We start from the raw sequence: 15,818 nt of genomic DNA, 5'->3' as shown, positions 1-15,818 counted from the left end.
AAGCAAATTTATCAAATTTTTAGGCAGTTTTAAGCAGAATATCATACGCATTGATAATACTCTGTTTATCAAATAATTATGATTTTCAAAGAAAAAATTATACGCCTGTTGTCCTATATTATCAGGCAGACATCGAAAAACCGTTTTATTCTCAATTTTTGGGATACTAAGGCCCTGTTTTGAAACGTTATTTAAAAAGCCTTTTGTCGATAGCATCCCCAATTTATTGACAAAAATAACTGCCAACTAAAAACCTACATATGACTACTTTTAGGTATTCATTTCGACCAAAACAATTTGCTATTTTTTCGATGCTTATTCTTACAGCTTCGTCATTATTTGCATTTTTCGTTCCTGAAATATTCGTAATTGAAGAAAAAAATGAGATTGAAATAGAGTCAGCATTTCTTTTTGCGCATCCTCTTTCCGGCATTTCTGACAATGTTCTTATTTGTAGCGATGATGGTAGTGAACTCCATGAAATATTTTTGTGCGGAGCAAATGCCCAACGGTTGTTGACAACGAATATTCCTAACTTAAAACAAATTATTTGGTCCAAATTGCAAGAAGGAAGTTGTTCTCCCGCCCAGTTAAATTGCGCTAACACTTCTCCTACATGTACGTGGAATCAAGTTAGTACCAATACACAATACAATATTAGCGCTGGGGGGCAGTACCGTATCTATGTGCAATACAATGATAATTCGTCTGAAAGATTTTATTTCAATGTCTACGCAAACGGACTCGATCCAAGTGCAGTAGTAACAAATATTGATTGTGGTACTTCAGGAAGCATCACAATCAACAATGTGCCTTCCACTTATGAATATAGTATCAATAGTGGCGCTACTTGGCAAGATTCAAATGTATTTTCAATAAGTAGTGTAAGCGATTATGATGTTCAAATACGTCGAAAAAATGATACAGATGGATGCGTATTCATTCTAGATAACCTAGCCGTTGGAAATAATAGTATAGATGCAACAACAACCGTCTTACCCATTAGCTGTAACGCAGCTCAAGGCGGTATTCAAGTGGATATTAACAATGCATCTTCAACTTATGTATTTAAGATTAGTCAGGGTGGAAGTTTAATAAACTCTTCAGGGCCTGTGACCAGTAACTCCTACACTTTCCCAAATTTAGGAGCTGGAACTTACGATATTGAAGTCACCCTAGCCAGCGTATCAAATTGCACCTACAATGCAATTGAAACTATTCCTGGGTTTGTAAATATTCAACCCAATGTGGTGGTTACTAAAAATATTGATTGTACTGATGGAATTATTACCGTATCTCCTACTGGAGGAAATCCGCCCTTCGAATATAGTCTAGATAACGGGGGAAGTTACCTGCCTTTTAATTCAGGTAATCAAACCACAATTGCCGCGGGAACAGCAGGTGCTTATACCATTAACCTAAGAGATGCAAACGGATGCGAAGTAGATGCAAGTCCAGTGAACATAACAACGGAAACGGAAATCACTTACACCGTAATTCCGAAGGATATAAGCTGTAACGGTACCGATGATGGAAGTCTAACCGTTGATGTTACTGATACGCAAGGCTATTCAATCACATACAGTATTGATGGAGGAGGTAGTTTTCAAACTTCAAATGTTTTTAGTAATCTAACTGCCGGAAGCTACACAGCAATTATCAGAAAAGAAAAAGCTGGGGGTACATGCGACATAACAGCCAACCCTGTTGATATAAATACCGGTCCAGCATTTACAGCAAGTGCGGCAGTAACGCAGCAAATTGACTGTACTAATGGCTCGGCTACTATCACAGCTTCAGTTACCGCAGGTGGAACAGCTCCGTTTGAATACAGTTTAAATGGTGTTGATTTTCAAAGCAGTGCAGCTTTAACAGGATTAGGAGCCGGTGATTACACCATAACTATAAAAGATGCTCTCGGTTGTACCACCACAGTAGACCAAGCTGTTAGCGCTGGGTCAAATCCATCAGACTTGACTTTTATAACAAGTAATGTCGATTGTTCTACTGGTGCAACCGATGTTCAAGTTGCCGTTCAAAACGGAGAAGCTCCATTCACATTTAGAATCACAGCTCCTACTGTTATTAATGCACCCGGAGACACGTTCAATGGACTTCTACCAAACACCTACACCTTTGAAGTTACGGCCGATGACGGATGTAAGATAGTCCGGAATTTTATTGTTCCAAATCCGATTCAGTTTACCACAAACGTACTAGTTAAAAATAACGTAAGTTGTGCTGCGGCAGGAACATCCGATGGAAGCATTGAAGTCTCCGTAAACAATTTTGATACTTCATTCAGTATAGATGTCGTAGATGGTGCTGGATTGCCGACAGGTTATGGGGTTTATGGAGCAACAAGCTCACCAGCGACCATCTCCAACTTATGGGCCGACACCTATACCCTGTACATCACCGATATATCGGGAACTTGTCAAAAAGTAGAAACTGTAACGGTAAGTGGCCCACCGTCCCCATTGACTGTAGATTCTTTTTCCATAGGCAGTATGAATTGCGGAATGCCCGGTTCGGTTACCATTGAGGCCTCCGGTGGCTGGGGAAGTTACACCTATGCCGTTCAACAACCGGACAACACGATAACTCCTTCTCAAAGCAACAAAACCATAACTGGTCTGAGTCAACCTGGCACACATACGATTCGGGTAACGGATGTCAATGGTTGTCTGCTTGACACAACCACTTTCAATCTAACTGACCAAGGAGGTCCAACCTCAACTGTAGACATCGCAAGCTCTAACTACTGCTATTCAACAGCAACGAAAGGAGAACTTAAAATTGATGTTACAGCTGGCGAAGCTCCATACTTCTACTCTGTGAATAATGGCACTCCTCTACCGATTACCGGCGGAACATTTACACTTTCAAACCTTACTCCCGATGAGTATATCGTTAAGGTTATTGGTAATAATGGTTGTGAAACGATTGTAGCCGATACAAAAATTTCGGGTCAACTGTTCGCTTTGGCTCAGATTACTAAACCCTTGGGCTGTGGTGCTACACCTGATGCTATAATTGAAGTAACTCCTGAAGAAGGTTATCCTCCATATACCTATAGAGTTGATAGTGGAAGTGGTTACTCCACAGCTACGGTGCCTTTTAACGCAGGTGCTGCCGGATCATATACTTTCGAAGTTACTGATGCCAAAGGATGCATTTTTACCACTGACCCTGTCAATGTGGTTTTATCTCCAGCCTTGACTTCAAGTCATAGTGTTTCTGATACAGCTTGTGGAAAGGACGGTACAGGTTCTATTGAATTAATAGCAAATGGCGGTACTCCACCTTATTTATATAGTTTCGATGGAAGTCCATTTACGTCAAAAACAATCTATAGTAATTTAGACGCTACAACATACAATTATAGTATTCGAGATGCCTTAGGTTGCGAGCTTACGGGAGTTCAAGCAATAATCGGTGCAGAATCAGCGATAACGGCTGAAATCGAAAAAACTGATATCCAATGTGATCCCGTAGCAGGTGGGAACGTTTGGGGAAATATCAAAGTGAAGAACATTCAAAACTCAACTAGTCCAGTAACCATTTCATTGGTTCGTGTACGAGACAGAGTAAAATACGAAGCAGGTGATGAGACCAGAACTTGGACCTACCGGCGTTATGAAAATATTGACTTAGCGACGAACTCCAATTATAACAGCGCTAGCAAGCCAGCACTTTATGGCACAAATACAGGTTTTGATATTAGAATGTACTGGGCGCATCATTTTGTTGTTCGAATCGAAGATGATAAAGGTTGTTTATGGGAGTCAGCTGTATATACCATTGATTCACCTCCTATTCCCTCCGGAGTTACAAGTCCCGTAGCATTACAGACCTGCGCGAACGGAGCTACCTATGATTTTTCGATTACGAATATAGATAGTGATAATGATGGCACACCAGATTTGGAAGGGCCTTTCGAAGTACGGCTTTACCCATATCAGCTTATCGATGATGATGGCGATGGTATTGAAGATGACGTAAACAGTGGATGGAGACCTTTCGACGATGCCGAAAATCCGCTTTATGATCCCCTAGACCCTGAAAATGAACGTGATTATCGATTCACCAATAGCGCACTATATGGTAAACTTTTATTTGGGGTAGCCTACTCGGTTGCCATTAGAGATTTAAACACTGGTTGTGTGAGATGGAGATCGCTTCGTCCTATCGTTCAACCGCCTACAGGATTTATAACCGTAGATGCCGTTCCACAAAGTGAAACCTGTAGAAATGCTCAAGACGGTGAGGTTCAATTAACGATTGAGAACTACGCCCCAGGAAATGTGGATATTAAAATCTATAACGCCGGTCGACCAGCTAACACAGCTTTTCACTATAATCAAAGTGTTTCAGGAACAGGGGCACCTCTCACTTTGAATATTCCAAACATGAGGGTAGCTTGGTATGTCGTAGAAGTTGAGGATAGCTCGGGATGTACCGCAGGTGAAAGGTTTTTGATTTATCGCCCGAAAGCAAAGCTACAAATTGAATTGGAGCAATATGTTCCGGCTAACTGTCACGTAGGTGCGCAAATAGCAGTTAATGCTACCGGAGGTTGGGACAATCAAACCTATTTCAATAGAAGAAATAAACTAGACCAAACCAGCTGGCATCCTTATGAGTACGCTTATGTAGTTGATGGCACGGATCCAGCAACTTTACCTGCATCAGCTTGGAGTGCAGATACGTACCAAGAAATCACACCATCGGCATATGATGGCACTAACAACATTTATCAAGTTTATGTACGTGATGGAAGCGGATGTATTGCCGAATTGGGAACTCCTGTTACCATAACTCAAGATGCTATTCCAGCAATTGACAAAGTTGATGTTACCAATAGATGTACTTCGACCAATGAGATTTATGATGTGGTTGCGACTCTTACAAACCCAGGAACCAATCCAGTAGATGGGGCACCAAAATACATTTGGGACGGGGAAGTTACGACAACGCCAAACAAACAATTAGGCCCAGGGAACCATACCTTGGAGATTCGTGACGAAAACGGATGTTCCGTATCTCAAAACATCTTTATCTATCCTCAATTGGTAGCGCAATCAAAGATTACTAAAACGGTAGATTGCGATACGTCTAATACTGATAATGGAGAAATGTTGGCCTCAGCATATGGCGGTTCAGGAACTTTCCAATTTACGATTAACCCTATTCCAGCCTCTTATGCTCCTGGCGAGGAAACCAACACCACTGGTATATTTGACCGTTTGGCGGCTGGAGTAAACTATGTGTATACGGTTACCGATATCGACCCTCAAATATTACCTGCTGAAAGATGTCCAACACAAGATACTCCTCCACTTCAATTGACAGTTCCTGTGGCTCCTGATTTTATCGTGGAATCAAAGGAATCTGTTACCTGTAATGGAGCGAATGATGGTAAGATTATTATTGGTCGCAACCCAACAGCGGACAATCTTGATGTGGCCTATGAATACAGAATTGACGGAGGAGCCTATCAATCTTCAAATGTTTTTGAAGGGCTAACCCCTGGTTTACATGATGTTGATATTCGTTCTTCCAAAAACTGTATTCAATCCTTAACGGGAATAGCTATTAGTGAACCCACACTTTTACAATTATCAACTCCAACCGTATCTCTTTTTACTTGTACAAGTGACAATAATTTAGGAATGGCCACAATTACGGTATCTGCTGGGGCAACTGGTAAAGCACCTTATGTATATAGTTTTAATGGGAGTAGTTTTACAAATAGCACTACCTACGATATTCCATACTTAACAACTGCACGCATTGTTACCATAGATGTAATTGACGCTAACAATTGTACGGACCAAACAACAGTTAATGTACCTGCTGCTACAAAAGTAACTGCCTCAATAGTTCGAGTGAGTTCTGGTCCAATGAATTGCGTTGACAATGAAATTATCAATGTTGTTGGCGCCGATGGTACTGGAATTCCAAATTATGAAGTTAGAGAGCTTCCTTCCGGCAATTTGATTAACGGAACTGGTCATGGTTCTATTGATTTGGGTGCTGGAAATCCGGGTACTTATGTTTTTGAACTAACCGATACGGTCACACGTTGCACGGCTCAAGTAGTTCATACCATTGCACCTTTTGACACTATTGAAGTCGTTGGTGCCAAATTAAACGACATTTATTGTTTTGGAGGTTCAGATGGAGGAATTGAATTCACGGTTTCAGGATATTCAGGAGCCTTCGACTATGAAATTTATAACACCAATGCGCCAACCGTTTCGGTTGTAAATGGTTCTGACAATACATCTTCAGGAAGTACTTCGGTTACAACTCTTCCGGTAGGCACGTATTTCGTGGAAGTAAGGGCAACCGACGTACCTAAATGTGCTGCTGTAACAGACCATATTACCATACAATCTCCGGTGAAAGTAATGGACTTCACCTTTGGGCAAACGCAGGAATTAACATGTATTCCAGGAAACGATGCTCAAATTACGGCAACTCCTGATGGTGGTTGGGGTGGATACGAATTCCGATTGATAGATACGGCTAGTCCTGGTACTCCGATTCAAGATTTTGACCCGAACAATGTTTTCAGCGGACTTACTTCTGGAATAAACTATGAGATTACACTTCGCGACTTACGCGGATGCGCAAATGTCACAAAACCTTTTACCATTTCCCCAATAGATCTTATTACTATAGACCCAGCAACTATATCTGTTACCAATACGGATTGTCCAGGTGCAGACAACGGAAGTATTTCGGTTGTCGCTACAAGATTGAACGGTCCAACGGCATATCAATTTATCTTAGACAATGTCACAACTGGAATTAGTAGCGTACCTCAAACTTCCAATACATTTACTGGTTTAGTGCAAGGTGATTATACGGTTACAGTAATTGACGGATACGGTTGTGACGCCACCACGGCTACCCTCTCAATAACCGATCCTCCTATTCTAGAAATAGATGCGGCGATTACGCAAGAGCCTAATTGTACTCCCAACTCTGGTGAGATTACAGTTTCGGCGACCGGCGGGTCTGGCGCTTATGAATTTAGTATTGTTTCTCCAGCAGCACATGTTACGGGATGGAGCACACAAACGGTTTACCCAGCTCTGGCATCAGCTAAGTACGAATTCTCAGTTAGGGATTTAGCAACACCAACTTGTATATCTCCGCTAACCGTTATTCGCACAATAAATGTGGTAGAGCCTTTAGAAGTAACTGTAGACGATAATAATACCATTATTAATTGCAATGGTGAATCTGATGCTGTACTAATAGCAACTGCCATAGGAGGTCTTGGTGAATATCAGTATCAACTAGAGTTAAATGGAACCCTTACAGGAGCTGTACAAAATTCGGGAATCTTCGAAAATTTAGGCCCTGGAACTTATAGAATCCGAGCAACTGGAGCTGGAAACTGTGAAGATTACAATGATACGCCAATAATCATTGATGAACCCCCAGTATTGTCAGCAACACTAGGAACAGTTCAAAATGTACAATGTTTTGGAGAACTCAATGGTAGCATTACCGTTAATTCTCAAGGTGGTGTAGCACCTCACCAATATATTATCTCTTCACAACCTCAAAAAGCACAAAATTCGAATGTTTTTGAGGGACTTGATGGCGGAACGTATTCGGTTATTGTGCAAGATGCCAACGGATGCGAATTCCTTTTGGATAATATTACTGTTGTTGTACCAACTGCCGCATTGGCGATTAACGTAGCACGAGTTGATGATGAAGAATGTTCAACGGATGATAATGGATTGATTGAACTAAATATATCTGGAGGAACAACTCCATACGAATACAACCTCACTGGACTGAATGATCCGTCTACAACAATATCAGGAAGCAATTTACTTTTGGATAATTTAGATGGTGGTTTCTACAATATCTATATAACAGATGCCAACGGCTGTTATGATGTATTAGTCCAAGAAGTAAAAGTAGGGGTCGATTTAACAGCATCGTACGAAACTTTATACGAGTGTAAAGATGGAGTACCATATCAGACCACAACTGTTACACTTGAAAATGAGGAACTCAATAGTGAAGTACTTTACGCGCTTGATTCTGAAAATCCCGCGGCTGCTCAAACGAGTCCTGTATTTGAGAACATCGCTCCGGGCATGCATTACATCAGTATTATTCATCAAGGCGGCTGTATTGAAAAATTAAATACTATTGAAGTTGAGGCTATTATTCCATTGACCCTAACAAGTCTTGATGGAACTTTCAATGAAATATTAGTGGAGGCAAATGGAGGTGATGGTAATTATACCTACTACTTCGAAGATACACCAAGTCGTACTGGCTCTTACTTCATTAATAAAGATGGAAATTACCTGGTCCGCGTTGTCGATGGAAAAGGATGTGAAGCAAGTGTTCAAGTACCGATGGAATTCATCGATATCGAAATACCAAATTTCTTTACGCCTGATGGGGACGGTTATAAAGACAAATGGATTATCAAAAACACTGAAGCATTCCCTGACATCTATGTTCGCATCTACGATCGCTATGGTCGAACAATAAAAGAGTTTATCGGACAAGGCGAATGGGATGGCTCATATAACAAGGTTGACTTACCGACCGGTGATTACTGGTACGTCATTAAACTAAACGGGCCTAATGACAGGCGCGAGTTTGTTGGCAATGTTACTGTCTACAGATAAGATATTGGTTCTTGCAAAATAAAAAGCACCGAATATCGGTGCTTTTTATTGATTTAAAATTTTAATCTACTTCTACCAAAATCGGACAATGATCACTATGCTTTGCTTCTGATAAAATTACGGAACGCTTAAGTCGGTCTTTCAAAGAATCAGCGACCATGGCATAATCCAAACGCCATCCTTTGTTATTATTTCTAGCATTCGCACGGTAACTCCACCAAGTATAATTATCAGGTTCTTTATTGAAGTGTCTAAAACTGTCAATAAATCCACTTTTTATTAAATTACCAATCCATTCTCGCTCCACGGGTAAAAAGCCAGATACGTTTTTGAGTCCTACAGGATTATGAATATCAATGGCCTCATGACAGATATTATAATCTCCAAGAACAACAAGATTTGGTCTTTCTTTTCTTAGTTCATTAAAATATTCTTGAATTTCCGCCATATAGTTTAGCTTGAAGTCTAACCTTTCCATGTTGCTTCCTGATGGCAAATACATACTCATAATAGAAAGGTCTCCAAAATCTGCCCTTAGATTTCTTCCCTCAAAATCCATAGTTTCTATTCCTGTCCCGAACTCGATATGATCAGGTTTGGTTTTTGATAGAATAGCAACTCCACTATATCCTTTCTTTTGGGCACTATACCAGTAATTGTACCCATACCCCGCATCTTTAAAAACTGACAAATCAAGTTGATCTTCTTGTGCCTTAATCTCTTGCAAACAAATTACATCAGGGTCTACAGATTGTAGCCATTCTATAAAACCTTTTTTCAATGCGGCTCGAATACCGTTTACATTATAGGATACTATTTTCATCTATAAATATTTTACTCGAAAATAGACAATGCTCCTTTCACGTGAAAATTAACTACAACTTTAAATCAATAGGAAAGACCATGACCGAATTTGTATAGCGGATTTTTAGAATCATAGGGCACATCTTCCATTTGATTTTCCACAGCTTCAACCGATGATGGTATTTCAATGGGCAACTTACCTGAAGGATTAAATTTTCCAAAAATCAACTCCAAAATAATTTCATCTTGACAGTCAAAATCGGCAATTACAGCTTTACTTGCTACATTGATATCTGGCACAATAGGCGGACGTTGCATCTCCAATACAGTTATCGTTGGTTTGGAGGAAATAAGTTCTAAAATCTCAGTCTTTTCCTCCTCAGGAAAATCAAGTCTTCCTTGAGGAAAAAAACGTTCCAGCAAATTATCTCCTATTGGGGGCGAAGATGGAGTATTCAATTTCTTAATAATGATGTCAGCATCCGAAACATTGCTAACAATCTGGGGATACAACTTTTCCAGGCCCTCGACCATACCTTCGATGTACACTTTTTTATCAGAGGCAAGTGGGAGAAGATTATTCTCATTTTTCAGTAAAACTAGGGCCTTTCGTTGGGCCTCTTTACCTTTTTCCACAAAATCAGGATTTCCAACAACATCCAAATTTTTGGTGTCAACATACGGATTGTCAAAAAGTCCTAATCGGAATTTATCGCGAAAAATGCGTCGTAAGGAAACATCTAAACGATCTTCAGTAATCGCACCCTCTTCCAGCAATTGCAATACCAAATCTGGCCGCGATTCACCGCCCAACATATCGCAACCGGCGTCCAAGATTTTCTTGACCCGCTCTTTTTCCGACAGATGTTCGACCCCCCATGCCGATGCTTCTTTTACAGGCATATCGCTCACTAAGCCCCAATCAGTACATATTACACCCTGAAAGTTCAATGAATCTCGCAGTAGACCGGTAATTATTTCTTTGTTGAAAGCGAAAGCAACCTCTTCACCTGTTTGACCTTTCGGAATACCATAATATGGCATAATTTGAGCGGTTTTGGCTTTGAGGGCGCCCTCTATAAATGGTATCAAATGGTAATCAAAATTACTCCCGGGATAAGTCTGCCCCTTGCCAGAAGAAAAATGTGCATCCCAACCATCTTCCTGTGGTCCACCGCCCGAGAAATGCTTAGTCATACAAGCCACACTAGAATTTGTCAGGCTGTCACCTTGAAATCCTAAAACGTATGCTTCGGTAAGTCTTGCGGCAAGTTCTGCATCTTCACTAAAACAGCCATTCACCCTTGTCCACCTTGGTTCTGTTGCCAAATCAGCCATGGGGTGTAGGGCCAAACGCAGGCCGAGCGTACCGTATTCTTGACGAGCAATATTTCCAAATTCATGCACCAAGGCCGAATCTCTTGTTGCTCCCATGCCCAATTGCGATGGCCATCGCGAATAAAAACTCGAAGCCACCCCAGTACCAGCGTCAAAACCTGCCCCATGCCTTGGATCTGTCGCAATTGTAACGGGAATGCCTAAACGCGTACGCTCGGCCAATTTTTGAAGGTTGTTGTTCCAAGTAGCAGTTTCAAAAGCTGAAGGAGTCTCCATTATATTAAAATGGTTCATTCTTTTTTTTAGTACCTGTTCAGGGGTTATTTCCAACAGTAAAGAAAATGGATTGGTAATAGAAGGAACTTTATTCAATTCACCCCCATCACGCATAATCGTCATGTTAATGAACAGAGTACCTGCTTTTTCCTCTAAATTCATTTGCGATAACAGGTCGTCAATACGCAATTCTATGTCGGAATTGTCATCCTCATAGGGGTCCAATTTACCGTTCTTGTTCAAGTCACGAAATTTTTTTCCATTCAAGATTAAGGTTGGAGCCTCTTCTCCTGCCAATTTCATATTTGATGAAGACTGCACTTTCCATTTAATCCAAAATATTAGATAAGTCAACAATAAAAGAACGATAAGTAAGCCAAGGATTTTTCCCGTAATTCTTAAAAACTTTTTCATAATTCGTTATTGGATTTTAAAGCTACTAAAATATGCTTTGTCACAGTACAAAACTCAACTTGATAGGAAATTTTAAATTTTGGTATAAGATTTGATTTCATCACATAGAAATGCCATATATCATGAAAAAATCACTTGTTTTACTAACTCTCTTTACCGGTTTTTTATTGAATGCTCAGGCCTATCGCGATGGGTATAACGACCATGAAATTAGATTCAATATGGGTCGCTTTCTAGCCACCACAGCAATCGAGGGTTCTTATGAATATTACTTTACTCCTGAGACAAGTATCGGCGGAACGGTTTTCTTCAATGGAGATGGATTGGGAAGAACAGGTAATTTTGGTATAGGGCCAAATGTAAGAGCATACTTTGGTTACAATCCGAAAAGCGGCCTCTTCGCCGAGGCATTCGGACTATATTATACTGGAGAAACAGATATCGAAAACAATCTAGGCAATCGAAATAACGATTACAGTACTACTGCACTAGGCCTTGGTTTGGGTAGAAAATGGTCTACCTATGGTCAAAAACTAACAATGGAAGTTTATGCTGGCTTAGGGCGCAATATAAATCAGCATGAATTTCAAGATGCTTTTATGTACCGCGCTGGTTTGTCTCTTGGTTTTCGATTTTAAATTCTATTTTAGTGCTTCATTAAAAATACATGAGGCACTTTATCTTGATTTTCCTTTGCAGTATTCAGCTAATTGATGCTCAAGACCCTGTAAAAAAGGATAGTATTACACAACTCGACGAGGTTATTCTCTTAGATGCCTTAAAAAAGAAAAACGCAACAGGAATAACACCTTCAGAAGTTATTTCAGCCAAAGTATTTCAGAACTACAGTCCGGTTTCAATGGTTTCTGCCATTAATCAGGTGCCTGGTGTATTCATATTTTCTGGAGCTTTAAATACCAATCGCATTACCGTAAGAGGAATTGGCGCCAGAACCCTTTTTGGTACGGATAAGCTTCGTATGTACTATGAGGATATTCCGGTTACGGATGGTTCCGGATTTTCTTCCATAGAACAATATGATCTTGAAAACCTAAGTCAAATTGAAATTATAAAAGGCCCAAAAGGAACTTCCTATGGTTCGAATTTAGGGGGAGCAATCATTTTATCTCCAAAAAAGGCCTTGGGTAGATCGACTAACTTTTCGAACAATTTTACAGCCGGTTCTTTCGGACTTTTAAAAAACAATCTCTCTTTCAATCATTATGATGGGAAGCTTCGTCTAGGACTACAATACGGCCATATGGAAACGGATGGCTATCGCCAAAACAGTAATTTTGAGCGAGATGGCATGCTTTTGAATGCTTCCTATCAACTGAATGCTAGAGGCAAAATATCCTTTCTTGTAAATCATATTGATTTTACTGCTCAAATACCTAGTTCGCTTGGGGAGACAGCTTTTTCCGAAGACCCGCAACAAGCAACTTTTACTTGGCGAGTTTCTCAAGGGTTTGAAGACAATAATTCAACTTTAGTTGGATTTTCTTATGCCCATAAATTCAATGAAAAGTTCAAAAACACCACTAGTATATTTTATAACTATCTGGATAAAACCGAAGCGGCACCTTTTGGTATTTTGGATGAAATCACAAAAGGCTTCGGGTTTCGCACACGATTTTCAGGAGCATTCAACTTCTTGGAAAACAATGCAGATTATTCCTTTGGAGCTGAACTTTTCAAAGATGAATACGATTGGGACAGGTTCGATAATCTATGGGAAGATAACAATGGTAATGGAAGTTTAAAGGGAGTATATACAGGTCGTAATAAAGAATTTCGAAGTCAATGGAATGCTTTTGGAACGCTCGTTCTTCCTTTCTCTTCAAAGTTTTCTGCTCAATTCGGACTCAACATAAACAAAACCCAATACGATTACCGTGACCTTTTTAACTCGGGAATTGAAAACAAAAGCGCTGAAAGAAATTTCAAGGCTATTCTACTACCCAGCTTAAATCTCGAATATGTTTTTTCTGAAAACCAGAAAGTCTATGCGAATGTTAGTCGAGGATTTTCAAACCCAACTTTAGAAGAAACGCTTACTCCAGATGGAGTCGTCAATCCAGATATAGCCCAAGAAACTGGAACAAATTATGAACTGGGCACAAGTTTTTCTTTGGATGACAGAAGGTTCAATGTCAATCTTTCCATCTATCAAATGAACATTAAAAATCTTTTGGTTGGTGAACGGATTGACGAAGATCAGTTTGTCGGAAAAAACGCTGGCAAAACCCGACATAGAGGATTGGAAATCGGATTGAATTATACCTGGACTATCTCAAAAAACTTTCAACTATCGCCTTTCGTCAACTACACATTAACTGATCATAGTTTTGTAGAATTCATTGATGAGGAAGATGATTTTTCGGGAAATCAACTCACTGGTGTTCCCAAGCAGCGAAGAACTTCGGGCATTCAAATGCGCTTATTTGAAAACTTCTATTGGAATACCACCCATGCACATGTGAGTGAGATTCCCTTGACTGACGCCGGTAATTTGTTCAGTGAGCCTTACACAGTTTTTAACACAAGAATGGGCTATCTAAAGAAACTTTCCGATAAGTTCACAATTGGAGTTGACTTCGGTATTAATAATCTCCTCGACACAGTCTATGCTCAATCTGTACTTATCAATACCCAAGGTTTTGGAGGTAGGGAACCTCGTTATTTCTACCCAGGTGATAAACGTAACTTTTATGGGAGTATTCGACTAGGATATCAATTATAAGATTACTTCATCTTCATCAACCAAGACTTCATATCCACCTCTTTGTGAATAATCGCTTTTAGTTCAGAAATGGCAACACGTTGTTGCTCCATTGTATCACGGTGACGAATCGTAACCGTTTTGTCCTCCAATGATTGATGATCAACTGTAATACAAAATGGTGTTCCGTTGGCATCTTGTCTTCTGTAACGACGACCTACGGCATCTTTTTGGTCATATAGCACATTGAAATCCCATTTTAAATCGTCAATGATTTCATGGGCCAATTCTGGTAATCCGTCCTTTTTTACTAATGGGAAAACAGCAGCTTTTGTCGGTGCTAAAACAGCTGGTAATTTTAGAACCGTCCGTGTCGTTCCATTTTCCAATTCTTCTTCTTGCAATGAATTTGAAAAGACAGCCAGGAACATGCGGTCAAGACCAATGGAAGTCTCGACAACATAGGGCACGTAATTCTTGTTCTCATCCGTATCGAAATATTGTAATTTTTTACCAGAGAATTCTTGATGTTTTGAAAGGTCAAAATCCGTTCGTGAATGTATTCCTTCTAACTCCTTAAATCCAAAGGGAAAACGGAATTCAATATCCGCCGCGGCGTCAGCATAATGCGCTAATTTTTCATGGTCATGAAAACGATAGTTATCCTCTCCCATTCCTAAAGACAAATGCCACCTCAACCGATGTGCTTTCCAATGCTCATACCATTCCTTTTGAGAACCGGGCTTGATAAAAAACTGCATTTCCATCTGTTCGAACTCCCTCATTCTGAAGATAAACTGACGTGCTACAATTTCGTTTCGAAACGCTTTTCCCGTTTGAGCAATTCCAAAGGGAATCTTCATGCGACTCGTCTTCTGTACATTCAGGAAGTTTACGAAAATACCTTGTGCAGTTTCAGGACGCAGGTATAAGTCCATTGCCGTCTCTGTAGAAGCCCCCAACTTCGTTCCGAACATCAAATTGAATTGCTTGACGTCTGTCCAGTTTTTAGACCCTGACATTGGGCAAGCGATTTCAAGTTCCTCGATGAGCTTTTTCACATCGGCCAAATCTTCGTTCTCCAAAGACTTTCCAAGACGTTTTAAAATTGTAGTTGCTTTTTCTTGGTAATCAACTACGCGTTGGTTGGTCGACAAAAACTGTTCCTTGTCAAAAGCCTCTCCAAATCTTTTGGTGGCTTTTTTTACTTCTTTCTCAATCTTACCTTCAATTTTGGCAACATAATCTTCAACCAAAACATCGGCGCGGTATCTTTTTTTGGAATCTTTATTATCAATTAACGGATCGCTAAACGCGTCAACATGGCCCGAAGCTTTCCAAGTTGTGGGATGCATGAAAATAGCAGCATCTAACCCAACAATGTTATCATTAAGTTGTACCATGGCTCTCCACCAATATTCCCGTATGTTCTTTTTGAGTTCGGCCCCATTTTGAGCATAATCATAAACTGCGCTCAATCCGTCATAGATTTCACTTGATTGAAATACGTAGCCATATTCCTTAGCATGTGAAATTACTTTCTTAAAATCGTCTTCTTGTTTTGCCATTTGGCAAAAATAGAATTT

The 15,818-nt window shown here is 40.1% G+C and carries 6 protein-coding genes; 3 read left to right on the top strand and 3 right to left on the bottom strand.

Features of this window, described 5'->3' with window-relative positions:
* Positions 1-260: 260 nt before the first annotated feature.
* On the top strand, positions 261-8,678 hold the full coding sequence (locus FEE95_RS07495) for a T9SS type B sorting domain-containing protein (protein WP_138657255.1): 8,418 nt from the start codon (positions 261-263) through the stop codon (positions 8,676-8,678).
* A 61-nt stretch (positions 8,679-8,739) separates the two neighbouring features.
* Here the strand turns inward: FEE95_RS07495 and FEE95_RS07490 are convergent, their stop codons facing one another.
* Positions 8,740-9,501, bottom strand: coding sequence for an exodeoxyribonuclease III (locus FEE95_RS07490; RefSeq protein ID WP_138657254.1), 762 nt, complete (start codon positions 9,499-9,501; stop codon positions 8,740-8,742).
* A gap of 65 nt (positions 9,502-9,566) precedes the next feature.
* Positions 9,567-11,510 (bottom strand): glycoside hydrolase family 3 protein, encoded by a 1,944-nt coding sequence (locus FEE95_RS07485; protein ID WP_138657253.1) that lies wholly within the window; start codon positions 11,508-11,510, stop codon positions 9,567-9,569.
* A gap of 122 nt (positions 11,511-11,632) precedes the next feature.
* Between FEE95_RS07485 and FEE95_RS07480 the strand changes: the two genes are divergently transcribed.
* A complete protein-coding gene (locus FEE95_RS07480) occupies positions 11,633-12,148 on the top strand; it encodes a hypothetical protein (RefSeq protein ID WP_138657252.1) in 516 nt (171 codons plus the stop codon).
* A 29-nt stretch (positions 12,149-12,177) separates the two neighbouring features.
* On the top strand, positions 12,178-14,253 hold the full coding sequence (locus tag FEE95_RS07475; protein ID WP_138657251.1) for a TonB-dependent receptor family protein: 2,076 nt from the start codon (positions 12,178-12,180) through the stop codon (positions 14,251-14,253).
* Between the two features lie 2 nt (positions 14,254-14,255).
* Here FEE95_RS07475 and FEE95_RS07470 read toward each other — a convergent pair whose 3' ends face one another.
* Entirely contained in the window at positions 14,256-15,800 is a 1,545-nt protein-coding gene (locus tag FEE95_RS07470; RefSeq protein WP_138657250.1) for a glycine--tRNA ligase, read from the bottom strand.
* Positions 15,801-15,818: the final 18 nt, after the last annotated feature.

This window comes from Maribacter algarum (ex Zhang et al. 2020), from assembly GCF_005885635.1.
GTDB lineage: Bacteria > Bacteroidota > Bacteroidia > Flavobacteriales > Flavobacteriaceae > Maribacter_C > Maribacter_C algarum.
This window is presented reverse-complemented; position numbering and strand designations above follow the sequence as displayed.